This window comes from Kosakonia oryzae, from assembly GCF_001658025.2.
Taxonomy (GTDB): Bacteria; Pseudomonadota; Gammaproteobacteria; order Enterobacterales; family Enterobacteriaceae; genus Kosakonia; species Kosakonia oryzae.
Genome location: NZ_CP014007.2, coordinates 1,958,267 through 1,983,633, shown reverse-complemented (window position 1 = coordinate 1,983,633; position 25,367 = coordinate 1,958,267). Strand labels below are relative to the sequence as shown.

24 protein-coding genes are annotated in these 25,367 nt (G+C 54.4%); 4 read left to right on the top strand and 20 right to left on the bottom strand.

Translation table 11 applies throughout. The features are described from left to right. Positions 1-6 precede the first annotated feature (6 nt). The 3 genes from AWR26_RS09430 to AWR26_RS09420 are packed head-to-tail and all read right to left on the bottom strand — an operon-like array spanning position 7 to position 3,138. Positions 7-870: an efflux RND transporter periplasmic adaptor subunit gene (locus AWR26_RS09430; RefSeq protein ID WP_064565267.1), complete on the bottom strand. Its 864-nt coding sequence runs from the start codon at positions 868-870 to the stop codon at positions 7-9. After that, positions 867-1,085: a DUF1656 domain-containing protein gene (locus AWR26_RS09425; protein WP_064565265.1), complete on the bottom strand. Its 219-nt coding sequence runs from the start codon at positions 1,083-1,085 to the stop codon at positions 867-869. The genes AWR26_RS09430 and AWR26_RS09425 overlap by 4 nt, the downstream gene beginning before the upstream one ends. Beyond that, positions 1,075-3,138, bottom strand: coding sequence for an FUSC family protein (locus AWR26_RS09420; protein ID WP_064565263.1), 2,064 nt, complete (start codon positions 3,136-3,138; stop codon positions 1,075-1,077). Before AWR26_RS09420 ends, AWR26_RS09425 begins: the two co-directional genes overlap by 11 nt. 76 nt (positions 3,139-3,214) lie before the next feature. On the opposite strand from AWR26_RS09420, the gene AWR26_RS09415 reads away from it, so the two are divergent. Beyond that, a complete protein-coding gene (locus AWR26_RS09415; protein ID WP_064565261.1) occupies positions 3,215-4,009 on the top strand; it encodes an AraC family transcriptional regulator in 795 nt (264 codons plus the stop codon). A 73-nt stretch (positions 4,010-4,082) separates the two neighbouring features. Here the strand turns inward: AWR26_RS09415 and AWR26_RS09410 are convergent, their stop codons facing one another. Both AWR26_RS09410 and AWR26_RS09405 read right to left on the bottom strand, forming a co-directional pair. Further along, a complete protein-coding gene (locus AWR26_RS09410; RefSeq protein ID WP_064565259.1) occupies positions 4,083-4,385 on the bottom strand; it encodes a putative quinol monooxygenase in 303 nt (100 codons plus the stop codon). 58 nt (positions 4,386-4,443) lie between these two features. Next, positions 4,444-5,460, bottom strand: coding sequence for an NADP-dependent oxidoreductase (locus AWR26_RS09405; RefSeq protein WP_064565257.1), 1,017 nt, complete (start codon positions 5,458-5,460; stop codon positions 4,444-4,446). A 90-nt stretch (positions 5,461-5,550) separates the two neighbouring features. Between AWR26_RS09405 and AWR26_RS09400 the strand changes: the two genes are divergently transcribed. After that, entirely contained in the window at positions 5,551-6,453 is a 903-nt protein-coding gene (locus AWR26_RS09400) for a LysR family transcriptional regulator (RefSeq protein WP_064565255.1), read from the top strand. 219 nt (positions 6,454-6,672) lie between these two features. Here AWR26_RS09400 and AWR26_RS09395 read toward each other — a convergent pair whose 3' ends face one another. The 5 genes from AWR26_RS09395 to fusA form a co-directional block, all read right to left on the bottom strand. Next, positions 6,673-8,283, bottom strand: coding sequence for a carbohydrate porin (locus tag AWR26_RS09395; RefSeq protein ID WP_082934089.1), 1,611 nt, complete (start codon positions 8,281-8,283; stop codon positions 6,673-6,675). A gap of 518 nt (positions 8,284-8,801) precedes the next feature. Next, a complete protein-coding gene (locus AWR26_RS09390; RefSeq protein ID WP_064565253.1) occupies positions 8,802-9,827 on the bottom strand; it encodes an LLM class flavin-dependent oxidoreductase in 1,026 nt (341 codons plus the stop codon). Positions 9,828-9,978: 151 nt separating this feature from the next. Next, positions 9,979-11,424, bottom strand: a complete 1,446-nt coding sequence (locus tag AWR26_RS09385; RefSeq protein ID WP_064568983.1) for an efflux transporter outer membrane subunit — start codon at positions 11,422-11,424, stop codon at positions 9,979-9,981. A gap of 214 nt (positions 11,425-11,638) precedes the next feature. Further along, on the bottom strand, positions 11,639-12,583 hold the full coding sequence (gene ldtA, locus AWR26_RS09380; RefSeq protein WP_064565251.1) for a L,D-transpeptidase: 945 nt from the start codon (positions 12,581-12,583) through the stop codon (positions 11,639-11,641). 184 nt (positions 12,584-12,767) lie between these two features. Further along, positions 12,768-14,870: an elongation factor G gene (gene fusA, locus AWR26_RS09375; RefSeq protein ID WP_064565249.1), complete on the bottom strand. Its 2,103-nt coding sequence runs from the start codon at positions 14,868-14,870 to the stop codon at positions 12,768-12,770. Positions 14,871-15,094: 224 nt separating this feature from the next. Here fusA and AWR26_RS09370 point away from each other — a divergent pair, with 224 nt between their 5' ends. After that, positions 15,095-15,400: an ArsR/SmtB family transcription factor gene (locus tag AWR26_RS09370; protein WP_064565247.1), complete on the top strand. Its 306-nt coding sequence runs from the start codon at positions 15,095-15,097 to the stop codon at positions 15,398-15,400. 172 nt (positions 15,401-15,572) lie between these two features. Next, entirely contained in the window at positions 15,573-17,417 is a 1,845-nt protein-coding gene (locus AWR26_RS09365) for a P-loop NTPase fold protein (RefSeq protein WP_064565245.1), read from the top strand. Between the two features lie 56 nt (positions 17,418-17,473). Here AWR26_RS09365 and cobT read toward each other — a convergent pair whose 3' ends face one another. From cobT to cbiK, 10 genes are read right to left on the bottom strand one after another with little or no spacing between them, the layout of a single operon-like run. Next, positions 17,474-18,535 (bottom strand): nicotinate-nucleotide--dimethylbenzimidazole phosphoribosyltransferase, encoded by a 1,062-nt coding sequence (gene cobT, locus AWR26_RS09360; RefSeq protein ID WP_064565243.1) that lies wholly within the window; start codon positions 18,533-18,535, stop codon positions 17,474-17,476. Positions 18,536-18,562: 27 nt separating this feature from the next. Beyond that, entirely contained in the window at positions 18,563-19,300 is a 738-nt protein-coding gene (gene cobS, locus AWR26_RS09355; RefSeq protein WP_064565241.1) for an adenosylcobinamide-GDP ribazoletransferase, read from the bottom strand. Further along, positions 19,297-19,842 (bottom strand): bifunctional adenosylcobinamide kinase/adenosylcobinamide-phosphate guanylyltransferase, encoded by a 546-nt coding sequence (gene cobU, locus AWR26_RS09350; RefSeq protein WP_064565239.1) that lies wholly within the window; start codon positions 19,840-19,842, stop codon positions 19,297-19,299. Before cobU ends, cobS begins: the two co-directional genes overlap by 4 nt. After that, positions 19,836-21,359 carry a cobyric acid synthase gene (locus AWR26_RS09345; protein ID WP_064565237.1) on the bottom strand — a complete coding sequence of 508 codons (1,524 nt, stop codon included), beginning with the start codon at positions 21,357-21,359 and terminating at the stop codon, positions 19,836-19,838. The genes cobU and AWR26_RS09345 overlap by 7 nt, the downstream gene beginning before the upstream one ends. Next, positions 21,356-22,171, bottom strand: a complete 816-nt coding sequence (locus tag AWR26_RS09340; RefSeq protein WP_064565232.1) for an energy-coupling factor ABC transporter ATP-binding protein — start codon at positions 22,169-22,171, stop codon at positions 21,356-21,358. The genes AWR26_RS09345 and AWR26_RS09340 overlap by 4 nt, the downstream gene beginning before the upstream one ends. A 9-nt stretch (positions 22,172-22,180) precedes the next feature. Further along, positions 22,181-22,861, bottom strand: coding sequence for an energy-coupling factor ABC transporter transmembrane protein (locus AWR26_RS09335; RefSeq protein WP_167351166.1), 681 nt, complete (start codon positions 22,859-22,861; stop codon positions 22,181-22,183). Further along, a complete protein-coding gene (locus AWR26_RS09330) occupies positions 22,845-23,126 on the bottom strand; it encodes an energy-coupling factor ABC transporter substrate-binding protein (protein ID WP_064565230.1) in 282 nt (93 codons plus the stop codon). Before AWR26_RS09330 ends, AWR26_RS09335 begins: the two co-directional genes overlap by 17 nt. A gap of 1 nt (position 23,127) precedes the next feature. Next, the gene (cbiM, locus tag AWR26_RS09325) at positions 23,128-23,862 is read right to left on the bottom strand and encodes a cobalt ECF transporter S component CbiM (protein WP_064565229.1); all 735 of its coding nucleotides are present in this window, start codon (positions 23,860-23,862) and stop codon (positions 23,128-23,130) included. Next, positions 23,859-24,569, bottom strand: coding sequence for a cobalt-factor II C(20)-methyltransferase (locus AWR26_RS09320; protein ID WP_064565228.1), 711 nt, complete (start codon positions 24,567-24,569; stop codon positions 23,859-23,861). The genes cbiM and AWR26_RS09320 overlap by 4 nt, the downstream gene beginning before the upstream one ends. Further along, a complete protein-coding gene (gene cbiK / locus AWR26_RS09315; protein ID WP_064565225.1) occupies positions 24,566-25,360 on the bottom strand; it encodes a sirohydrochlorin cobaltochelatase in 795 nt (264 codons plus the stop codon). The genes AWR26_RS09320 and cbiK overlap by 4 nt, the downstream gene beginning before the upstream one ends. Between the last annotated feature and the right edge of the window lie 7 nt (positions 25,361-25,367).

Here is a 25,367-nt window from a genome sequence, read left to right as displayed (position 1 = left end):
GCAACGTTATGGCGTAATCAACACGCTCGCGGACAACCCAGCCACCAGATCAATTCCTGCCGGTAAGGTGTCGATATGAATGCGCACCGGAATACGCTGCGCGAGCCGCACCCAGCTAAATGTCGGTTCCACGTCCGGCAGGCCAAGCCCGCCCGTTTCGTCATTGCTGTCACCGATCCCGTGCCCGATACTCTCAACATGGCCGGTAATGGCAGGCTCAAACCCCATCAACGCTATCTGCGCACTGTTTCCCACACGAATATGGCGCAGTTTGGTCTCCTCGAAATAACCCACAACCCAGAAACTGTTCGCATCGACGACGGCCACTTTTGTTTCGCCAGCGGTGGCATAGTCGCCAGCGCGAAGCCGCAGATGCGTGACATAGCCGGCAACCGGCGAGCGCACGGTGGCATGGGATAAATTAAGCTGAGCCAGTTCCAGCGCGGCCAGCGCGCCATGGTAGTTCGCCACCGCAACGTTCGCCGCACTGTCTGTTTGCTGTAAATCCTCGCTGGCGATCACGCCCTTGAGGCGCGAACGTCTTGTCGCCGCATCCTGGCGCATTAACATCTCATGGCGTTTTGCCTCAACGTCAGCCTGCGCGCTGGCTACGGCCAGCTTCAACCAGCGCGGATCGATGGTATAGAGCACATCGCCACGATTAACCCACTGATTATCTTTGACTTGCACACTGCTCACCGGCCCGGAAACCTCCGGCGCAACCTGCACCACATCCGCGCGCACCCGGCCATCGCGGGTCCAGGGTATTTGCGCATAATGTTTCCACATCATAAAAGCCAGAAGTGTTGCCACCGCCACTGCGCTTAATGTCAGCGCGTAGCGTCCAAACAGAGAGAGAAACGATTTCATACGGATAACCACCCCAGCGCATTCAGCCCCTGGATAAGCAGGGAAAAGGTAACGATATAGATTGAGAACCCCATCAGCGGGCGATAAGGCAAACGCCGGTAAAGCCTGCTGAAAGAGAAAAGCGGCACGCACAGCAAGGTAAAGACCAGGGCCAGCAGCGCGACGATCAGCAGCCCGGGGAAAAAGACACCGCCAATATTCATGTCATTGATCATCGACTTGCTCCCCGTTCTGCTCCTGCAATGCACAGTACAAATCAACCAACCTGCCAATGAATTGCTGCGATTGTTGCTGCCCGGCAGGCAAACAGAGGCCAATCATTGCGGCAATACGCTGGCGCAAAATAGCGGCATCTGTTGCGTTGCCAGGCAGGTAAAACAGCTCATTGAAGGCTTTATCCGTATCGCCTCCCACCGGGGAATAACCACGGCGCAAATGCATCACGCCGAGGCCAATCCGCAGATAGTGCAGCATCTGGTTAAGCGTCTGCGCGGGCGATTGCCTGCTCCGCTGCAAGCGCGGAAGTAACAAGGCGGTCCTGTCGATCATTAAATTGGTCCAGTGCGTCTCATCGGATTTAAACGTCCCTTTCACGCAGCGTCGTATATCGCGACGGCAACGCTTCAGCAGACGGTTTATCGCCGCGTCTGCCTGCACGGTTTGCAGCAAGCTCATACCGATCACGGCAAAACCTGTCGCGGCAAATAAAGCGATGGCGGTGTTAACAGCCACGGCGAAGTCTCCGCTGTAGTGGGGACCTAACTCGCACAACACCGGCAGCGTGAGGGTGATCCCCATAGCCATAAACGTGGTGGGCGGCCGCGCCTGGAGCGATCCGGCCAGCAGATAGGCTGGTGCAAACACCGCGACCAGCACACTGAATTCAGTGACATGTGGAAGAAGGGCAAAGCTGTAGATCAGGCTTATCAATACGCCCCAGAAGGAACCAATAATGTATTTCACAATATGCGGAGCCGGCGCATCGAAACTGCCAAACAAGGTGCAGCAGACGCCAAGGATAGACACTGCCGTGCCGCCATCAGGCCAGGCTGAGAAAATCCACACCAGACAGCCGCTCACGATTATCACGAATGCCCCCAGCGCAGTGCGTGCAGCCGCAAGATGATCGCGATGGAAAACGTAGCCTTTCACCGGATGGTCTTGCACCTGCTCTGGCGCGGGTTTCGAATGATGGATGGCCCCGGCAAGCCGCTCGCATTGCTGTATAAGGAGGATCGCTTCTGTCAGATGACGGGCAAAGCTCGCTTGCATGGCATCTTGCAACGTTAGCGCGTGCTGATCCTGCTGCGCCGTTAACTGCTCGCTGCGTAGTCTTAGCGTCTCTGCCGTGATTTTTCGTTCCCGCTCATCCTGACAGGCGAGCCAGCTCTGAACATCACCCAGCAGCTTGTGCAGATCGTCCGGCATCGCCTCAATCATCTGCAGGCGATCGCGTAATTCGCAGATCACAATTAACAATCGGGCCAGCTTGTCATGCAGGGCATTTCTGGCGTGGCGGATCGGTACGGAGAGGGCGAAGTCATAGGGAATGTGGTGGCTGACGCCCTGAAGATATTGCAACGCCAGCGCCAGATGCAGGCTATTTGCCGCCTTATCGGATTTACCTGCTAACGCGTCGGCAAGCGTTTGTCGCGCCGAGCGCAGCGTTTCCGATAATTTGCTGTTGAACAGCCCGGATATCCGTTTTGGCAGCACATAGCGGTGAAGAAGTGCCGCGCAGAGGATGCCAATCATGATCTCCTGCACCCGAACGATGGCGGTGTCAAAAATCGCGCCGGGCTGCATTACCGCAGGAAAACCAATCAGGCTCGCGGTGTAACCCGCTAAAACAAAAGCGTAAGCGCGGGGTGTGCGTTCAAGCAGCGATAAGTAAAGGCAGAAAGTGATCCAGCCGGTCAGCACCACGCTGCACACGATCGGCATATTCACAAACGTGGGCACAATCAACACGGTCGCCGCAGCACCAATGACTGTTCCGGCCAGGCGATAAAGGGATCGGCTGAGTGAAGCGCCAACCGAGGTCTGCGAAACAATATAAACGGTAATGATTGCCCAGGAAGGCCTTTCAAGGCCGATCGATAAGGCGATGTAATAAGCGAGCATCGCTGCGGCAAAGCTCTTGATGGCATACAGCAACGCATTGGCGTCATTTTGCAGCGTCAATGAAGCCATTACGACGTCTGCGCGGTGGAACACGTTAGATACAGCCCGCCAAAAGCGGCAGTGACAGAAGTTTATTTTGTTCATGCCGGGATTATTACCGACTTGCACACTCGCTTAAATACTCTATTCTGTCAAAAAATCCCTAAATGTTGCCAACACGATGAAGACCAATGATGCCACGCAAGTGTTTGATCCTGACGCCACAGCCTGTCCGGCCGTTGCACGTCATCTCGAGTTCGTTGATTACGCCGCCGAAGTGCCCGTGCATACGCACCGTAAGGGGCAACTAATTATTGCGCTATATGGCGCTGTTATCTGTCGCGCAGAAAATGACATATGGATCGTGCCGCCGCACTGCGCCGTCTGGATCCCGGGCGGGATCCCGCACAGCGCTAAAGCGACCTGGAACGCGCATCTTAATTATTTATTCATTGAACCCGGTGCCGTAGCACTCCCGGAGAAGTGTTGCACGCTGGCGATCTCGCAGTTGATTAAAGAATTAGTTGACCGTTTAACCCGCGAGGGCATTGATTACCCGGCGGATAGCCACGTTGCCAGGCTCACCCGGGTGACGCTCGACGAATTAGCCACCATGCCGCAGCAGAAACTGAGCCTGCCTGTCTCTGCGAATCCCAAAATACGTACCATGGCCGATACGCTGGTAAGCCAGCCGGAAGATCGCAGCACATTTAAAGAGTGGGCGAAACGGCTGGCGATAAGCGAGCGTTCGCTGGCGCGATTGATGCTGCGTGAAACGGGGCTGACCTTTGGGCGCTGGCGTCAGCAACTCCATTTAATTATTGCGCTACAGGAGTTAGCCAGCGGCGTATCCGTGCAAAACGTGGCGGCTAAATTGGGGTATGAATCCGTGAATGCGTTCATCACTATGTTCAGGAAAACGATGGGCAGTACGCCTGCGCACTATTTTGCCGAACGGAAACTAAGCGCACGCTAATGCCGATTTCGTGCGCGAAGCGGCCGGTAAAAACAGGGGGCTGACGCGCCGATCAGAATAAACGCAACCGCTATTACACATCCAACAGCCCTCTTTCGTTAAAGGCGTCATATTTCAAAACCTCACCCGTCATTCGCCCTTCCCAACGGGCGATAAATGCCCGGGTGTGGGTTGCCGCAAGATGCGCTGTCAGTGCCTCCTGATTTTGCCAGCGTTCAGATATCAGCACGCTTCCGGTCACAGGGTCATCGACAGCGGCATCATACGAGAGGTTGCCTTCACCTTTTCGCACGCGTTGAGCCAGTAATTTTATATCGCCCATAAATTGCGGTAAGCACGCGGGTTCAATATGGATATAGCCGGAGACGATGAGCATAACGCTTTCCTTTTTCTGCCTTCTCCCGATCGCCATGCCGGGCAAATCGGGGAAGTGATTAACAGTTTGTCAGCACAATTTTGCCCTGAATACTTCCTTGTGCAGCACGCTGATGGGCAGCCGATGCCATGGCTAACGGCCAGGTGCTATCAATAACCACCCGGATAACGCCTTTTTCCAGCAGACGAGCGGCTTCTGATAACTGCGTGCCACTGGAGCGAACTTGCGTTGATGACACCGTAATATCTTTTTTGGCGGCCTCACTCCATGCAGAAAACCCCAGAGGATTAACCAGAAATAACGCACCGCCGGGCTTTATACAGCGCAGAAAGCGCTCCATATTTGCGCCACCCACCGCATCAAGCACCAGATCAACATTGCTTACTACGCTCTCCGGTGCTGTTTTGGTGTAATCGATAAACTCATCCGCCCCCAGATCGCGTAACAGCGCCTCATTGCGGGAAGAGGCCACGGCAATAACCCGCGCCCCTTTCCAGCGGGCGATCTGCACCGCAAGATGCCCCACACCGCCCCCGGCACCATTGATCAGCACGGTCCGGCCCTTTAATGGCACGGCTTTATGAGGAAAAGCCTGGAAAGGATTCGCTGCGTCATGCCCCGTTTCGACAAGAAACTGCCAGGCCGTGAGGAGTGACATCGGCGCTCCCGCCGCCTGAACATGGTCAATTCCCTGGGGTTTTAATGCCAGCTCGGATGAAGGAACGCTGACATATTGCGCGTAGCCGCCACTGCCCTCCATTAACTTTTGCGGAAAGCGCACCATCGAATAGACCTCATCACCCGTGCTGAACCCGGTCACATTTTTACCGACCGCAGCGACGACGCCTGATACGTCCGTCCCCAAAATGAGTGGAAATTTGGGCTCCGGCCACCATTCAGGCGGCAGTGCGCGATAGCCGTCACGCAGATACCAGTCTGGTGGGTTAAGGCTGGCGGCCTGCACATGCACAAGAACCTCGTCGCTGCCCGCTACCGGCCTGGGGGTCTCTTCATACAGCAGGTTTTCCGGCCCGCCAAACGCATGGAGTTGTACTGCTTTCATCATTTCAGTCATCACAATCTCGCTCTAAAAGTGCTCAGGTGTCAGAGCATACGACGAATATTCCGGATTGATAATGAGGCTGAATTTCGCTTTAATTATGCCATGAAGGAACAAATGGCTTTTGAAAGACTCACCGGTCTCATTGCATTCGCTCGTGCTGGCGCGCTGGGCAGCTATACTGCGGCTGCCCGCTCGCTTTCCGTTTCGCCTTCCGCCATCAGTAAGAGTATTCAGCGGCTGGAGAAGCACCTCGGTATCACCCTGTTCACGCGAACGACGCGTTCGCTGGTTTTAACTGCCGAAGGCCGTGAACTGCACGAACGGGCGTTGCGGTTGTTACGGGATGCGGAAGAGATCGAACAGGTAGCCAAACGCACGCGCGCGGAACCCGCAGGTACATTGCGCATCGCGGCGTCGTTACCCATTGGCATTCATTTAATTGCCCCCGTTCTGCCACAATTTTGCGCGCTTTACCCCAAAGTGAAGATTGACCTGCGCTTAAGCGACCAGATGGTAAACCTTGTTGATGAGCATATTGATATTGCCATTCGAATGGGTGAGCTTGCGGATTCCAGCCTCCTGTCGCGTCACCTCCCGCCCTATCAGATAGGTTGTTATGCCTCGCCTGAATATTTAGCCCGTTGCGCACCTCCGGAACATCCCAATGGCTTAGTCGGGCATCAAACAATTAATCTGCGTTACCAGAATACGGGGCAACTTTTTCGCTGGCCGTTCCGCGTCGGAGAGCGAGAAATTGAGATTGTGCCTTCGTCAGCGGTCATTGTTGATGCAAGCGAAGCCGTCATCGCCGCTGTTGCTGCCGGGGCCGGAATAGGCATGGCCGCGAACTTTATGGTGGCTTCCCTGGTGAGGGATAAAAAGTTAGTGCCCGTACTGGCAGGTTTTGCGGTCGAGCGAGGCAATATTTCGGCTGTCTGGCATGAAAGCCGTCGTTCTAATCCCGCGGTACGCGCCTTTCTCGATCATATGCTTAAACATGTTTAAATGATCGCAAGCCGGTTATTGCTGACTATGGCTGGCGCATGTTTTAAGCCTGCAAACAGAACAGGCGGCATGGCTTATCTCCGTTCGCTCCGGGAAAAACCGCGACGTATTTCTGCACGCCGTAAAAGATGAGCGGGAATACCATATCCACAGCGCCGATACATCGCCCGGCCGATAATATAAAAGCCTGCTATGCGCAGGCTCTGAATGTTTAAGTTATTACCACCACACTTCCGCCTGGACGCCGACGGTAAACTGGTCGCTTTTCGCATCGGCAAATTCAAACTGGCTGATGCCATTATCGTTCACCTTCAGATACGTCCCATAGAAACGAATTTCCGGGCGAGAGGTCAACAGGCTGGTATCCACTTTCAGCGCATGATAGATCGTGGTTTTATAACCGGATTCATGATATTCATTGCCGCCGGTCTTATTTTTCTGATCGAACCAGGCAAGCTCCACGCCAGTTTGATTAAAGTTATCCCAGATATACGCCGGGCGAACTACCGCACGAACGGAATTAAAATCAGTATGCGCACCGGTATTGTAGTCATAAATATCATTACCGTGCGCATAGACCAGCGCATGGGCCATAATCACATCTGGGCGTAAATAGTTCTCGCCTTGAGAAATCACGCGGAAGGCTTTGCCGTAACTATGCTCGCCATAATACTGATCGTTATAACCGTACGTCGGGTTGGAATCTGAAATTAAGGCAAAACCGCTGGCGATGGAATTATCCGCGCCCTGGAGCGTTAATTCGTTAAATCCGCCGTCGTTAAACTTATGCCGCAGAATTAAACCGCCATGCCAGGCATCTTTGACGCTGTAATAGCTGCCGTTATCTTCATTTTTATGATTGCTGTCGGTTTCATTAGGCATCGCATAGCGCGCAAACACTTCCAGCGTGGCTTTCTCCCACAGCGGAATATCTTTATAGCGCACCTCTGCGCTGTTGGCGTTAACCTGCTGCGTAGCGCCTGAGGTCGCATAATCGACCGCGTGGGCGTTAACATCTTCTCGCGTAACGGCCACATTCAGCTTGCCGGGGCCAAGCTGCCAGTTCTCGATGCCGAGGCCGGAACCGGCGTTCGTGCGATGGCTTTTCCAGTCCAGCATCTGAATTTCATATACCGGCAGGTTATGTTTACCGACCCAAAAATCCGCTTCCGGCGCAAACGGCAGGAACCCTTTGATTGTCAGGTAGATATCCGAGAATTGCAGGAGATTTTCCGAAGTGCTGTCGAACCAGCCCGCGCTGTATTGCTGGCCAACGTTGCCATCCAGCATGACCACGGCTTTTGCCACCTTGCCGCCGGCATCGTAGACTTTCTGCGACAATTGCAGGTCGAACCAGGCGCTGTTTTCCTGGCCGAATCGCCCCAGAGAACCAATGGCGTAAGACTTCGGCGCACCGCGCGTTCCGGTCGACCAGCCGGAGCGAAAGTAGCCGGTATAACTGAAGCCGAGATCGTTTTTCACATATTTACTGATGTCCGCCAGCGTCATCTCTTGTGCCGGTGTCGCGCCGGTAACCACGGCAGAATGCGCTGGCGTAGGGCCGATCGCCGCAGGCGTTTTATCGGCGGGTGTATTACTGGCGACAGCGTTCGTTTCACGGGCAGTATCCGGCTGCCTGTCGAAGCGGGCTTTATAGTGCCGCAGCTCTTGTTTCGTGGCCTGTAATTCCTGTTGGTTTTCCGCCAGTGCTTTTTCCAGTAATTCCAGACGCTGTTCAATAGTGAGTTTTGCAGCGGCAGCGCTGGCGGAAAACAGCGCAGAGGATATTAAGAGAGCAATCCATTTCAGTTGATGCTTTTTATTTATCATCTTTTTGTTCCTGTTACCCCTGGTAATAAATGGGTTGGTTAACACGAGCTGGATAGATATTCAGGCAAGACAACTCCGCCTGATGAACTGAATCGACATCGGGTAATTAATTATCTGAACCAGTAAAATGAACGGCTGGTTATTTTCCGCAAACGGCGCATCGCTAAAATCATCCATTGCGGAAATCAGAGCCGTTCGTGAAATATCCCGTAACGACTATCAGGGCATTTCACGTCTTACCTGAACTGACAGGCCATCGGTATTTTTATGCGTTCGCGCCTCCTGAGGAAAATCCGATATCATTTCAAAACTCCAAAAAAAAACCTGAATCATTTTTCCCGGCAGTCAATGCTCAGAAAAACGATTCAGGTTTTGCCCGTATTGATCAGAGAATAATACGGTAGCAATCCAGTTTGTCCTGCGACAGGATACTGGCTTTTATTTCACTGACAAGCGACGAATCACTCCGTCGCGTTATTTTGTGAACTCACGCAATATTTCACGCCTGTTTTTTCATATTAATCGCGCCAGCCCATAGCCGGGGCCACATGTTTAAGGATCGATTCGATAACATGCACGTTATAATCAACGCCCAACTGATTCGGCACGGTCAACAATAAGGTATCGGCTTCGGCAATCGCCTCGTCCTGTTTCAGCATTTCAACCAGTTTTTCCGGCTCTGCCGCGTAGCTACGGCCAAAAATCGCGCGGGTTTTCTCATCAAGGAAACCCACTTTGTCCTGATCGTTGCGGCTGCTGCCGAAATAAGCACGGTCGCGATCGTCCATCAACGCAAAAATGCTGCGGCTAACGGAAACACGCGGCGTACGCTGGTGCCCTGCTTCCGCCCAGGCCGCACGATACGCGCGGATCTGCTGCGCCTGCTGAATGTGGAACGGCTCGCCGGTTTCATCATCTTTCAGCGTCGAGCTTTGCAAATTCATCCCCAGTTTTGCTGCCCAGACCGCAGTTGCATTCGAACCTGCTCCCCACCAGACGCGTTCGCGCAGGCCCGCAGAATAGGGTTCCAGACGTAAAAGCCCCGGCGGATTCGGAAACATCGGCTGCGGATTTGGCGTGGCGAACTCTTCCCCCTTCAGGATCTCCAGCAGCGTTTCAGTGCGATGACGCGCCATGTCGGCCTCGCTTTCGCCTTCGGCGGGTTGATAACCGAAATAGCGCCAGCCATCAATCACCTGCTCCGGCGACCCCCGGCTGATCCCCAATTGCAGGCGACCGCCGGAAATGAGATCCGCCGCGCCTGCGTCTTCGGCCATATAGAGCGGGTTTTCATAGCGCATATCAATAACACCGGTGCCGATCTCGATATTACGGGTTTTGGCACCGATGGCCGCCAGCAGCGGGAAAGGAGAACTGAGCTGACGAGCAAAATGGTGGACGCGGAAATAGGCGCCGTCCGCGCCCAGCTCTTCAGCGGCAACCGCCAGATCGATGGATTGCAACAGTGCATCAGCGGCTGAGCGAGTGGCGGATTGCGCTGAAGGCGTCCAGTGACCAAAGGTCAAAAATCCGATCTTTTTCATGGCTTCGGGGGTCCTTTTAGGAAAACGTGGCAGGCGGAATATATTTACGTCGCATATCGATATATGTGCCGCTTATCCTGCCTTTGACTCCCCCTACTCTACGCACTATCTGATACAAATAAATATCATTTATTTAACATTAAGCATCAAATTAATTGATGGCCGCTGCGGGCTGGACAATTAATCCACCGCCAAGCTGTTCAATCAGCAAAATATTCTGGTCCATCATATCGGCTTGCAACTGTGCGACGCTGCGATCTGACGCCAGCAGTTGATCCTGCAATGAGAGGACGTCCAGCCACGGTCGCAATCCGGCTTTAAACTGGGCGGAAACGTCGTCCCACGCGCTGTGCGCGAGTTTATCGGCAGCTTCCGTTTGTGCAATCTGCTGCTCCAGCGATTTCAGATTCACAATAGAGGTGCTGATATCGCCCAGTGAGGAAATCAGCAGGCTGTTATAGTGAGCGACCGCCAGATCCCACTCTGCGTTGCTGCCTGCCAAATCCGCCCGCCGTTTTCCGCCGTCGAAAATCGGCAGTGAAAGCGTTGGCCCGACATTGAAAAACCGGCTCGGCGCGCCGACAAACGCATCGCCGAGAAGATTGCGCGTCCCGGCTTCGGCAACGAGGTTGATATTGGGGTAGAACTCGGTTTTCGTGGCTTTAATCTGTTTTTCCGCCGCTTCAACACGCCAGCGCGCGGCAACCACATCCGGCCTGCGCCCGACTAACTCCGCCGGAATCGTCGAGGGCAGTGTCGTTTGCATTGCCGGGTTGCTCTCAGACGGTTTCAAATGGTGCCAATAATCGGGTCCCTTGCCGACCAGCGTGGATAACTTAATTCCCGCTGCGGTGACATTTTCCTGCGCCTGTAATAATGCGGTCTGCGCATCTTTATCGTTAGCCATTGCCTGTTTATATTGATATTCCGGTGAAATACCACCGTGATAAAACTGACGCTGGATGTCACTTATTTTTGCCAGACGTTCAGCATTGGCGGCCGCTATTTTTTCCAATTTCCAGGCGACATTTAAACTATTCCATGCGCGGGCAATATTGGCCGATAAACTGAGCGCGGCGGCTTGTTTATCCAGCTCCGCTGCTTTGGCCTTGCCTAATGCCGCCTGCCAGGCCGCTTTCTTGCCGCCCCATAAATCCAGCGTGTAGCTGGTGCCGAGCGAGGCAGTACGCAGCGTGCTGTAAGTTTTGCCCACCAGCAAAGGATCATCGACGCGTGCGACGCGGGAACGGGTAATGCTGGCATCCATATTAATATCAGGCAGTTGCTCTGCTCTGGCGCTGACTACCGTGGCATTGGCCTGGTCGGCGCGGGCGTTCACTTCCTGCAGGCTGGGGCTGGACGCCAGCCCGTCGCGGATCAGCACATCAAGTTGCGGATCGTTAAAACGCGCCCACCAGTTGCCTTTGGGCCAGTTTGCCGGGCTTAACGTGACCTGCGACAGCGTATTTTTCGCCGCCAGCGAATCCGGATTTAATATTTTATTGTGCGTGTGCAGCCCTTCAGAGGTGGCGCAACTGGTTAATGCCAGAGAAGCCAGTAAGGCCATGGCTTGTTTATTTACTGCCGGAGTTCTCATTATTTTATTGCCCTGCTGCCGGAACATGAATAATCAGGATATGAAGGTCTATCCTACCGTCCGTCCGCAGCGCCCAATATTGACATTCCGTGCGTTGAAATAAAAGGAAATAACAAAATCACTATTCCCCAAAAATAAAAACATCAATAATCCGCAATCACTTCATTTTGTGGATTTTATTTTTCAGGATATTTCGCCAATAAAATAGCGCCGCTTACAGGCGCTGTTTATCGATCTGCCCGGGCTGGTTACTGATATTCACCGGCATTCCCGAACGGCGTTCAAGCTCGGCAGACGCCCGGCCGACATTGACCTCATCGCCCTTCATCAGCGCATGCAGCACCGGCGTGGCCGGTAGCGGAACTTTATTGCTGGATTCAAATTCCGTGCGATTACGCGAGAGCGGTTCGTGAACTTCCAGCCAGCGGCTGCCGTCTGGCTCGGTGGTCATTTTCACCGGTTGATCGATAACCTGCACGCGCGTCCCGAGCGGAACGTTATCAAACAGATATTTGATATCCGCATTACGCAGGCGAATACAGCCCTGGCTGACGCGTAAACCGATACCGAAGTTGGCATTAGTACCGTGAATGGCATACAGCTTACCGATATAAATGGCGTACAGCCCCATCGGGTTGTCCGGCCCGGCGGGCACAAAAGCGGGCAAGGTTTTCCCCTCGGCAGCATAGGCTTTACGGGTGTTTGGCGTTGGCGTCCAGGTCGGCCCCTCTTGTTTACGTTCCACTGCGGTAACCCAGTTGCGCGGCGTTTCGCGCCCCGCCTGACCAATGCCAATCGGCAGGATCTCCACCGTGTTGCTCTCTTTCGGGTAATAGTAGAGGCGCATCTCCGCAACGTTGATGACAATGCCTTCACGCACCGTATCGGGCAAGATGATCTGCTGCGGAATAATCAGCTGTGAACCCGCTTTCGGTAGGAACGGATCAGCATCGGGATTCGCTTCCAGCAAATTGCTCAGCCCCTGTCCGTATTTCGCGGCAAAGGCTTCCAGCGGCAACGTATTGCCCTGCTCGATAGTGATGATTTGCGGGCTTCCCACCAGCCGGCTGCCCTCGGGCGGCAGAGGGTAGCTGACCGCCAGCGCAGCGCGGGTTGAGATCAGGGCCAGCAGGCAACAAAGCAGTTTTACGCGGCGCATAGCGGCACTCCTTAAAAGCAGCGAAGATAGGATAAGCATAGCCCGTTTTGCGCATTTTCTGCTTTTTTACAGCACGTTATGACGCAGCGAGAAAACGAGTACTCCCGGTTTATCGCGCGTGGTGAATACGCTGCGCGCAATAAAAAACCCCGCCGCAGCGGGGTTTGGGTTCAGAACATCACGGTCAGGCTTTGGCGCGGCTGGCGATGATCTCGTCCGCCACATTGCGCGGCGCTTCCGCGTAGTGGTGGAACTCCATGCTGTAGGTTGCACGCCCCTGCGACATGGATCGCAGCGTGGTGGAGTAACCGAACATCTCGGCCAGCGGCACGTCGGCGCGGATGATCTGGCTGCCGAAGCGCTCTTCCATGCCCTGCACCATACCGCGACGGGAAGAGAGATCGCCCATAATGTTACCGGCGTACTCTTCCGGCGTTTCCACTTCCACATGCATCACCGGCTCCAGGATGGCTGGATCCGCTTTGCGCGCGCCCTCTTTGAAACCAAAGATCGCCGCCATGCGGAACGCCATTTCCGACGAGTCGACATCGTGGTAGGAACCGAATGTCAGCGTCGCTTTCACATCCACCACCGGATAACCGGCCAGCACGCCGCTGTTCATGGCTTCGCGCAGCCCTTTTTCCACAGATGGAATGTACTCGCGCGGCACCACGCCGCCTTTGGTGGCGTCTTCAAAAACAAAGCCGCTACCCGGCTCCAGCGGTTCAAGCGTCAGCACCACGTGGCCATACTGCCCTTTACCACCGGACTGGCGAACAAACTTGCCTTCAATGTCTTTCACGGTTTTACGCAGCGTTTCACGGTAAGTCACCTGCGGGCGACCAATGTTCGCTTCTACGCCGAATTCACGTTTCATACGGTCGACGATAATCTCCAGGTGCAGTTCGCCCATACCGGAGATGATCGTCTGGCCGGACTCTTCATCCGTGTGCAGACGGAACGACGGGTCTTCAGAAGCCAGCCGTTGCAGCGCGATACCCATTTTTTCCTGGTCCGCTTTGGTTTTCGGCTCGATAGCCAGCGAAATTACCGGCTCCGGGAATTCCATACGTTCCAGCGTGATCACCGCATCCGGATCACTTAAGGTATCGCCGGTGGTGACATCTTTCAGCCCGACACAGGCTGCGATATCGCCCGCGCGCAGTTCATCCACTTCATGACGATCGTTGGCATGCATCTGCACGATACGCCCGATACGCTCTTTCTTCCCTTTCACCGGGTTGTAAACCGCATCGCCTTTTTTCAGCACGCCGGAATAGACGCGGATAAAAGTGAGCTGGCCGACATACGGGTCGGTCATCAGTTTAAACGCCAGCGCCGAGAACGGTTCCTCATCGTTCGGGTGACGTTCTGCCGGCTGGCCTTTTTCATCCACGCCCTGAATGGCAGGAATGTCCAGCGGTGATGGCATCAGTTCGACAACCGCATCGAGCATGCGCTGCACGCCTTTGTTTTTAAAGGCGCTGCCGCACAGCATCGGCTGGATCTCCCCGGCGATCGTGCGTTTGCGCAGACCGGCAATGATGTCAGCTTCGTCCAGCGAACCGGTTTCCAGATATTTATCCATCAACTCTTCGCTGGCTTCCGCCGCCGCAGAGACCATTTTTTCCCGCCACTCCAGCGCGGTTGCCTGTAATTCTTCCGGCACTGGCGCGTAGCTGAAAACCATACCCTGCGTGGCGTCATCCCAGATGATTTCACGCATTTTGATCAGATCCACGACGCCGGTGAAATGCTCTTCAGCGCCAATCGGGATGACAATCGGCACCGGGTTGGCTTTCAGACGATCGATCATCATCTGCACCACGCGGAAGAAATCCGCGCCGGGACGGTCCATCTTGTTGACGAAGGCCAGACGCGGCACGTGATATTTATTGGCCTGGCGCCAGACGGTTTCCGATTGCGGCTGCACGCCGCCTACCGAGTCATACACCATCACTGCGCCATCGAGCACACGCATGGAACGTTCCACTTCAATGGTGAAATCCACGTGCCCGGGGGTGTCGATAATGTTGATGCGGTGCGGCTCATAACTTCTGTCCATACCGGGCCAGAAGCAGCTCACTGCCGCGGAAGTAATGGTGATCCCGCGCTCCTGCTCCTGCGCCATCCAGTCGGTTGTTGCCGCGCCATCGTGTACTTCCCCCAGCTTGTGGCTCATCCCGGTGTAAAACAGGATGCGCTCGGTGGTAGTGGTTTTACCGGCATCGATATGCGCGGAGATACCGATGTTGCGATAACGTTCGAGGGGGATGGGTCGGGGCATGATGCGTCCTTAGTCATTTGACTGTCAGTTTGCGGCCGGAATTGGCCGCGATTCATTCACGGGGTGTATCATAGTACAACTGTACGAGTATATTCGAACTATTTTTGCTATTATTACGATTGGTTGGGCCACGATTGAGGTCGTGGCTTTAAAAATCGAGTTTGCGTATAGTACCGGCCCGGCCGTGACTTTCTTAAGACAGGCCATCGCCACACAGGAATATTATGATCGCTAACCACCCAGAACGTGAGCAATTCCGCCTGGAAAATGTGCTCTTCGCCCTCGGCAATCCGCTGCGCCTGGCGATGATCAAACGGCTCGCCGATGGTGCTGAACTGAGCTGCAATACGTTGCGGCCGCAGGATGTAGCGAAATCGACCATGACGCATCACTGGCGCGTACTGCGCGACAGCGGCGTGGTCTGGCAGCGCCCGCAGGGGCGGGAAAATATGATTTCGCTGCGCCGGGAAGATCTGGACGCCTGCTTCCCGGGGCTGCTGGATACGCTGTTGCGTATAATGCTGGAATAATCCTCTGTAGTTAACAGTGTGTCTCAATGAACTTAACGCAAATATTAAGCATCATTTTCTGATGTTTGGTATTTGCATTTTTAATATATCAACGCGAGGATAGAAAATATCTCCTTAAGGGTATACTGTAATAAGGTTTATTGATCCCCCCTGTTAATATGGAAGAGCTACCATGACGGTAAACAATCATCTCATAACTAATCTTGAAGAATATTTAAAAGCGCCAAAACCAGAATATGCATTTCTTATTGATGGTAATTGGGGCGTGGGGAAAAGTTTTTTTCTCGCAGAATTCATTCGAAAATACACAACCGTCAATAAGTATAAAAAAATCATAACCATTAGTCTTTTTGGTTTTAAATCAACATCATCAATTGATGAGGCGATATTTAAAGGATTACATCCAATACTTGGTCACGAGAACACGAAACTGGCGGGGAACATATTAAAAGGCGCGTTAAAGTTAGGATTAAAAGTAGATCTCGGAGAAGGCACCAATGACAAAAAAAGCATAAATATAAACTTTGATTTTAACAAAACATCTTTTTTCGATAAATCGCTTAATAAAAAAAACGCTCAAGAAATTATTCTTGCACTCGATGATTTTGAACGTACCAATATTCCACTAAAAGAATTATTAGGTTATGTTAACCAACTGGTTGAAATTTCCAATGTGAAGGTAATACTGGTTGCAGACCAAACTAAATTAACATCCACGCAATATGTTGATGAAAGTACTATCGCTACATATCGCAACTTTAAAGAAAAGACCATTGGTAAAACATTTTATGTTCAACATGATGTAACAGAGGTTCTTAATTCTTTTTTGAAAAGCATCGAAAGCAAGACGCTAAAAAACCATATTGAAATCATAAAAAAAACACATGAACGCTCCGAATATAACAACCTCAGACTATTACGTCAGACTATCGAAGACTTCAATATTTTCTCCAAAAAAATCGATCAAAAATACTTAAAGAACACAGAGTTTACAGATATCCTTATTAATTTATTTTTCTCATTCAGTCTTGAAATAAAAAGGAATTGCCTTACTCAGGAAGAGTTTCTGGAAAAACTAAAAAATATTGATACCCATAACAAAAAATATAGCATTGATAATGCCATTCTTTATTCTCATGATATTTGGCGGGAAATTCTTTTTAATTCAAACTGTGAGGAAGTTGATAATGCTACTTCTAAACTCTATTTTTTCCAGGCAACAGAGCAAGTAACACAAGTAAAAGCAGAGCTCCCGACATGGAAAAAACTCATCCATTATAATGAACTAGAGGATGATGAATTTGATTCTTTAATACATCAAGTTAAAGAAAGTTTCCTCTCCGCAGAGGAGAAAACTCTTTTTCTATTTTTCCGCGAACTCGATCTTCTGTTGTTTTTCATAAAACTAAATTTTATAGATGATATACGTGAGCAACTAGAAGTCCATGCAAAGACAAAAATTCTTGAAATACTTGAATCAGAAACCACCAAACAGGAATTGCTGAATATGCCTGAAGGTTATGACCGTTCAGGATATAATTTCTTTAGCAGACAAGATCCATTATTCATCAAACTTTTTCAGATCTCTATTAACAAGAAAGAAGAGATAATCATAAAAGATAAGGAAAATTTAAGTAAGCTTTTTACAACCTCGGTTACCAATGCATTTACAACAATGGATAAGGAAAAACTTGAAGAGTTAATACTGAATGAATATAAATTTAAACCATTATTCCATGTTGTTCCGCCAGAATCATTTTATGACATGCTGCTAAAATGTGATAACAAGTGGCAAAACCATCTCCTTTTTTTACTCGAAACACGATATTTCTCGTGGGATACATTAAACAACCATCGTCCGGCAAGTTTTATGACCAGTGAAAAAGATTTTTGGGAAAAAATCTGCGATCTCCTGCAGTCCGGGATCGCGTCGCTAGAAGGTAACAAGATTAAGAAATATATTATTCAGGAAAAGACATTGCCCTTGTTTGAAAAAATCCGCCAGCAATTAAATTAACGTTATATTTTGCACCCTAATGATGATATTAGGGTGCTTTCTTCTGCGTAGCAAAATCACCCTTTGGTTTCCGGCAACACAATATTACTCGCCGCCAGCGTGCCCATCTTGTGGTAAATCGCGCAGGCTGCATCTACCAGTTGCATCGCCAGCGCCGCGCCGCTGCCTTCACCAAGACGCATACCCATATTGAAATAGGGCTCGAGGCCTAAATGTTCGAGCGCAATGCGCGCGCCTTTTTCCGCCGAAAGATGCGACGGAATCATATATGGCTTCACATGCGGAGCAATGCGACAGGCGGCCAGCGCCGAGGCGTAAGAGAGGAAACCATCGAGCACCACCGGCAAACCGCAGGTTGCCGCGCCGAGGATCACCCCGGTCATGCCGAGCAGATCATAACCACCCACTTTCGCCAGTACATCAAGGCCGTCGGCCGCATCCGGCTGGTTCACCGCAATGGCTCTGCGCACTACCTGTGCTTTATGCCCGAGCAGCGTTTCCGGCAGATTGGCACCGATACCGACCACCGATTCCGGCGCTTCGCCGGCCAGCACGCTGACAATCGCCGCGGCTGGCGTGGTGTTGGCCATCCCCAGTTCGCCGACACCAAACAGCGTCACACCCTGCGCTGCCAGCTCGCGGGTATAGCGCATCGTTTCCAGCAGCAGTTCCTGCGCCTGCTCGCGGCTCATCGCCGGGCCGCTGGCGATATTCCCGCTGCCGCGCGCTACCTTCATGTTGACGAGGCCCGGGATCGGATCGGCATCAATACCGACATCCAGCACGTGCACTTTCGCCCCGGCCTGCGCCGCCAGCACACAGACGCCCGTGGTGCCCTGCGTCATGTTTGCGGCCTGAATTGCGGTCACCACCTGCGGTGAAATCGCCACCCCTTCATGCCAGACGCCGTGATCGGCGCACATCACCACAATCGCTTTTTCAGCGATCTGCGGCGCGCCATTCAACCCCTGCATACCGGCCAGTTGTACCGCTAATGCTTCCAGTCGCCCCAGGCTACCAGGCGGCTTCAGTAAACCATCCAGATGAACCTGGGCCTGCGCCATCGCCACGTCATCAGGTACCGGAATGCTTGCCAGTAATGTCGTTAATGTCTGCATGCTGTTTCTCATTATGTTGTGGGCTGGTTATAACAGCGCCAGAAGAAAAATCAGTTCGCCTAACTCAATAGCTGCGCCGAGCGTATCGCCGGTCTGCCCGCCAAGCGTGCGCTTCAACATCTGCCCGAGCAGAAATACCGCCGCCAGAGTCACCAGCAGCGCCACGATCCCTTTCGCGCCCAGCACCCCGATCGTGACCAGCGCGGTAATGATGAGCGTGACTGACGTATCGCGCCCCGACACTTTGCCGATAAACAGATTGCCGAGCCCCTCTTCACGGGCGTAGCGATGACCGAACATCAGTAGCACCGCGCAGCCGCGCCCGGCGGCACAAGCTGCCGCAAGTGCTGCGATCATCGGCGCGTCACGCAGTTGCAGTTCGCTAAGAGTGAGGATTTTCGCTGCCAGCACAAACACCAGCGCCAGACCGCCATGCGTGCCGAGACGGCTGTCGCGCATGATCTCCAGCATCCGCTCGCGCCGCCGGGCGGAAAAGACACCGTCGCAGGTATCGGCAAGGCCATCAAGATGGAAGCCGCCGGTCAGCAGCGCCAGCGCCAGCACGCAGAACAGCGCTGCCAGCGGAGCGCCGCACCACGGCTGCAAGATCACCAGGACGCCGCCGCTGATGGCCCCCAGCAGCACGCCGACCAAGGGAAAAGTGACAATCCCGCGCACATAATCGGCGACATCCAGCCCCTGCACCCAGCGCTCCGGCACCGGCAGACGGCTGATAAATGACAGCGTGGCAAAGAATAATTTCATTTGATTTTGACTCCAATCCCGGAAACCACCAGCCAGACGTGATCCGCTGCCTGCGCCAGCCGCTGGTTGACGCGCCCGGCAATATCGCGGAAATGCCGCGCGAGGCGGTTTTCCGGCACAATCCCCATCCCCACTTCATTGGTGACCAGCACCACCGGCGACGGACAGGCCGCACAGGCGGCTATCAGCGCCTCAATCTCCTGCTGCACCTGCGTTTCCAGCGCGGCGTAATCCCACTGTTCCGGGTCACTCTCGCCGCCAAAGGCAAACAGCAGATTGGTCGTCAGCGTAGTGATGCACTCCAGCAGCACAGCTTCGCGGCTATCATTGTCGGGTGTAATGATCTCCGCCAGTTGCTGCCAGCGCTCTTCGGTACGCCAGTGGGCCGGACGGCTCGCCCGGTGGTGCGCAATCCGCGCTGCCATCTCCGGATCAAAGATCTGCGAAGTGGCGATATAGAGTACGCGGCTGGCGTCTGCGACCAGCGACTCGGCGTGGCGGCTCTTGCCGCTGCGCGCGCCGCCGGTAACAAGGGTTAACATGTTGGCTCCTGATGTTGCTGCATAATCTGGTAGATACGATCGATATCGACATGCTTGCGCATGGCGTCGGCGAGAATATCAAACTGCTGCGCTTTATAGTCGGCATAATTTACGGCGATATCGAGCGGCCCCAACCCTTTACGCTCACGCAGGCCGTTCAGCAACGCGCGGGTAAACGCATCGCTGTCGAACAGGCCGTGCAGATAAGTGCCAAACACCAGGCCGTCATCGCTGACCGCACCATCCGCCACACGCTGTCCGTTTTTCTCTAACCACAGCGCCGGGCGGCAACCGCTTTGCAACGTTGTTTCGCCCATATGGATCTCATATCCGCGCAGTGCCAGCCCGGCGCAGTTTGCCAGCCAGCCGGGCAGTGTCTCCTGCAAACGGGCCTCAACAAGCGTGGTGGTTTTATCCTGTGCGAAATGGGTCACGGTATTGAGCAGCCCCAGCCCCGGCTGAGTACCCAGCCCGGATTCCACCTCGTCGACGATCGTCTCGCCAAGCATCTGGTAACCACCGCAAACGCCGATCGTCGGTACGCCCGCGCGATGCCCGGCCAGCAGCGCCTTCGCCAGCCCGCTTTCGCGTAACCATTGGAGATCACTGAGAGTATTTTTACTGCCCGGTAAAATCACCAGATCCGCGCCCTGCAATGCATCGGGCGAGCGCACGTAGTGCACGCGCACATCCGGCTGCGCCGCCAGCGCGTTAAAATCGGTGAAGTTGGAAATATGCGGAAGCTGCACTACCGCAATATCCAGCGCCCGCTCGCTGGTGCTCAGGTATTTGCCACGTTGCAGCGCCACGCCGTCTTCATCTTCGAGATCGACCTCCAGCCACGGCATCACACCGATCACCGGAACGCCCGTCAGTTCTTCAATCTGTTTTATGCCCGGCGTCAGTAGCGCAACGTCGCCGCGGAATTTATTGATGATCACCCCTTTTACTCGCCAGCGTTCATGCGGCTGGAGCAGCGCCAGCGTGCCGTAAATGGCCGCAAAAACGCCGCCGCGATCGATATCCGCCACCAGGATAACCGGGCAGGCTGCCATCTCCGCCATGCCCATATTGACGATATCCCGATCGCGCAGGTTGATCTCCGCCGGGCTTCCTGCCCCTTCCAGCACCAGCGCGTCGTACTCCTGCGCCAGGCTTTGCCAGACACCCATAATCTGCGCCCGCAGGCGCGGTTTGTAGTCGTGATAACTGACGGCATCCATGTCGGTCGCCACTTTGCCCATCAACACCACCTGCGCTTTACGGTCGCTGGTAGGTTTAAGCAGTACCGGGTTCATACGCACATCCGGCACGATACCCGCCGCTTCCGCCTGGAATATTTGCGCGCGCCCCATCTCCTGGCCATCCGGCGTGATACCAGAATTGAGCGCCATATTCTGCGATTTAAAGGGGGCAGTTTTCAGCCCATCCTGATAAAAAATGCGGCACAGTCCGGCCACCAGCACACTTTTACCGACGTCTGAGGCGGTGCCCTGCAACATAATCGCCAGCGTCATGACGCCTCCTTAACCCGCATCGCCCGCATGCGGGCATAAAATTCATCTTCACTTTTACACAGCGGCAAACCCAGCTCGCTGTGCAGTTTTACCAGCCACGGCTGCGTCAGACCGGCTTTCTCAACCAGCGAACGGTGGGCAAACACCTCGCCGGGCGTTCCCTGCGTCAGGCATTCGCCATGATGCAGCACATAGACTGCATCACAAATTTCATAAATTAAATCAATATCGTGGCTGGAGATCACCACATGATTCCCCTGCGCGACAATACGGCGGATGATCGCCATCATCTGCGCGCGCCCGGCGGGATCAAGACCCGCAGTGGGCTCATCCAGCAGCAGATATTTTGCCTGCATCACCAGCGCGCCAGCGATAGCGACACGCTTTTTCTGCCCGTGGCTCAGGCACTGGATTGGCTGCTGACGGAAAGATTGCGCATCCACCAGCGTCAGGGCGTCATCGACGCGGCGCGCGATCTCCGCTTCCTCCACGCCAATGTTGCGCAGGCTAAAGGCGATGTCGCTGTCGATATCGGTATAGAAGATCTGCTGATCCGGGTCCTGAAATACAGTAGTCACTTGCTGGCGCAGCGCCAGCAGCCCGCGCTTGCTGTAATCGAGCGGTTTTCCCTGCCACAGCACCGCCCCTTTTTGCGGGCGCAGGATACCGCTCAGGTTCATAAATAGCGTCGATTTACCGCAGCCGTTCGCGCCGATCAGCCCGGTCACCGGCTGGCGGGAAAAATCGAGCGTCAGCCCTTGCAGCGTCGGCACATCCTGGTAGCTGAACCACAGATTTTCACATGCCAGCATGCCTTGTCCCTACAGGTGAAAATCACCCTGATAAAGTTTGATATCCAGCGTGGTTACCAGCGCTTTGTAGCGCAATAGCACGCGGGTAAATAACAGGCTCACCAGCATCGCCAACGAACGGTAGCTCAGCGGCAAGGTGCGATAACCAAAGCGCAGTGTCTGCGCACGATGAAGCGCCGCCGCCTCTTCGAGCAGGATAAAAATAAAGCGCCAGGTGAGCAGGATCTGTTCGGTCAGCAATCGCGGCACGCGCCCGCGTTTGAGCAAGACAATCAGTTGCGGAAAGGTCAGATTGAGCACCAACCAGAAGGTTGCCGCCAGCGCGGCGAGACTGCGCCATAACGTGCTGTTGGCTGATGCCAGCCCCTGCGGCGTTACGCCGATCCAGACGCTGCCCAGATGCACACCATACAATAACTGCTGCGGCTCACGCGTCACGCTGAACAGAATCGTCACCACGCCAACCAGCAAAAAGCCCATCGGCAGAGCCATCCAGCGCAGCCAGCGCCAGAGCGAGACGCGCAGCAGCCAGCAGGTGAACATCGCCAGCGCCACCAGCAACACGCCCTGCCCGAACGGCGGCAGAGAAAAGGCCAGCACCATCATCAATAACCAGAACAGGAATTTACGCTCCGGCGCCACGTGAAACCAGCGGCTCTGGTAGCTCAGCCGATCAAGACCGTTTGCGATCACGCTGCCTGCCTTTCATATAACCGAGGATGTAGAAAATGACCGCTGCGCCAATCGAGCCTTGCAGGGTAAAAAGCAGGCTTTCAACTTCGCCGCTCGCTGGTTCATACAGCGGCTGGAACCACGGCTGGTAATGGGGTGCAATCGCCAGGATCTGGCTTTCCGCCTGGTTATCGGAACCCGCATATTCACCGCCGTGATTGATAAAGAACGGCAGCACCATCAGGGCGATCACCATCGCCAGCAGAATCAGGGTCTTTTTCATCTTAATGCTCCCTTATGGGGATCAACTGTCGTTTGGTGAGCTGATCGTAAATCATCACCGTCAGCAACCCTTCCGCGATGGCAATCGGAATTTGCGTCAGGCAAAAAATGCCCATAAATTTCACGATCGAGCCGGTTGCCCCAGTTTGTGGATCCGGGAATGCCACGCCCAGTTGCACCGAAGTAATAAAGTAGGTCGCCAGATCCGCCAGCATGGCGCAGAGAAACACCGCCACATCGCGGCGGAAACCCGCCCGGCAGGCCAGTTTCCACACCATATAGCCGACAACGGGACCAATGACCGCCATCGACATGCCGTTGGCTCCAAGCGTGGTCAGCCCGCCGTGCGCCAGCAACAGCGCCTGAAACAGCAGCACAATCGCGCCAAGAATCGCCACCACGCCGGGGCCAAACAAAATTACCGCCAGCCCGACGCCGGTCGGGTGCGAACAGCTTCCGGTCACCGACGGAATTTTCAGCGCCGACAGGACAAAAATAAACGCGCCGCACAACGCCAGCAGCACTTTCTGATTGGTATCGTCCGCCACAATACGACCCAGGCGCACCAGCCCATACCCCAGGCACGGCAGAAACAACATCCACCACGCCAGCGCCCACATCGGCGGCAAAAAGCCCTCCATAATATGCATGGCGAAGGCCTCCTGCGGCACCATCATCAGCAGCAGCGCCGCGGCAAGCCCGCTGCAGGACAACTGTTTCAGTTGTTGCGTTTTCATCTTCTCTCCCACTGTTTATTCACCAGAATGGTCGAAAAATAGGGCAGCGGCTGGTCATCGCCAACCTCGCTAAGCTGCCGCCAGCACTGCTCGCCGGGCAGAGTGGCTTCCGCCATCATCAGGGAATGTTCCAGCAGCCCCGCTTGCGCCAGCAACGCTTTGATACGGGCAAAACGGCCATAGACTTTCATCAACACCAGACTGTCGTGTTGCTGCAATGCCTGGCGGATTTCATCTTCCGGCGCGGTGCAGGACACCACGCCCAGCGACTGTTGCTCCATCGCCAGTGGCACCTGCGCACGCGCGGCAATGGCGGCAAACGACGTGACGCCTGGTACAATCTCCAGCCACTGCGGCTGGCCAAGCCGTTGCAGCAGGAATACCCAGGTGCTGAACAACATTGCATCACCGAGGGTAATAAACCCCACCTGTTTACCGGCCTGGACTTCCGCTGCCAGCGCAGCGGCGACGTCGTCCCACACCGCCTCTTTTTCCGCGCTGTCAGCACTCATGGGAAAGTGGCAGCAGCGTACTTCGGTCTGCGCACCGAGGTACTCGCGCACAATGGAAAGCGCCAGGCTGTCGCCGCCTTTGCGCCCGGCCGGGGCATACAGCACATCGAGCGTCCCAAGAATGCGCGCGCCGCGCACGGTGATCAGATCGGTAGCACCTGGGCCGGTACTCAGCGCGTAGAGTTTGCCGCTCATGCTGCGGCCTCCATTGCCTGTGCCAGCGCCTGATGCAGATGCTGGACGAACATCGCACGCACATCGGCATTCTCGCCTAAGCCCTGTAACCACGGCGTCGCGGCAATACCGACGCGCTCAAACTGCGTCTTCCACGAATCATCGTCATCGGACGCCATGTCGTTGATCGCATGGTCGCCTGCCACCAGCATCAGCGGCATCAGGTGCACCGCTTTCACCCCTTCATGACGCAGGCCGTCGATCAGCAGATCGATTTCCGGGTAGCTCTCCACCGCGCCAACCCGCGCCGGAAAACGGTACGCTGCCATCATATGGTCGAGGCAGGCATAAGCGGCAAAAGCGTGATGGCTGGCGCCGTGGCCCATAAACACCACGCGCTCATCGGCCGCGACCTGCGGCATCTGCCGGGAGAGCGCCTGCATCAGATGCAGATAATCGTCGTGGCTGCTGAGCAGCGGCGCGCCAATCACCAGCCGTTTGAACAGCGGGCGCAGCGTCTGGACTTCACGAACGATTTTTTCGTATTCGTCGCCGTTGATAATGTGCAGCGACTGGATCGCCACATCCTGATACCCCTGCTCTGCCAGCTTTTGCAGCGCCTCCAGCGGCGTGTCGATATGCAGGTTGTCGCGCTGTTTGAGCTTGCGAATGATCATCCCGGAGGTAAAAGCGCGAAACAGCGCACGATCCGGGCAGCTCGCCGCCAGATCGCGCTCGCAGGCGACGATGTTCTTTTCACAGGTGTCGCGATAGCTGGTGCCAAAGCTCACCACCAGAAGGGCTTTCTTCATTCTGTTC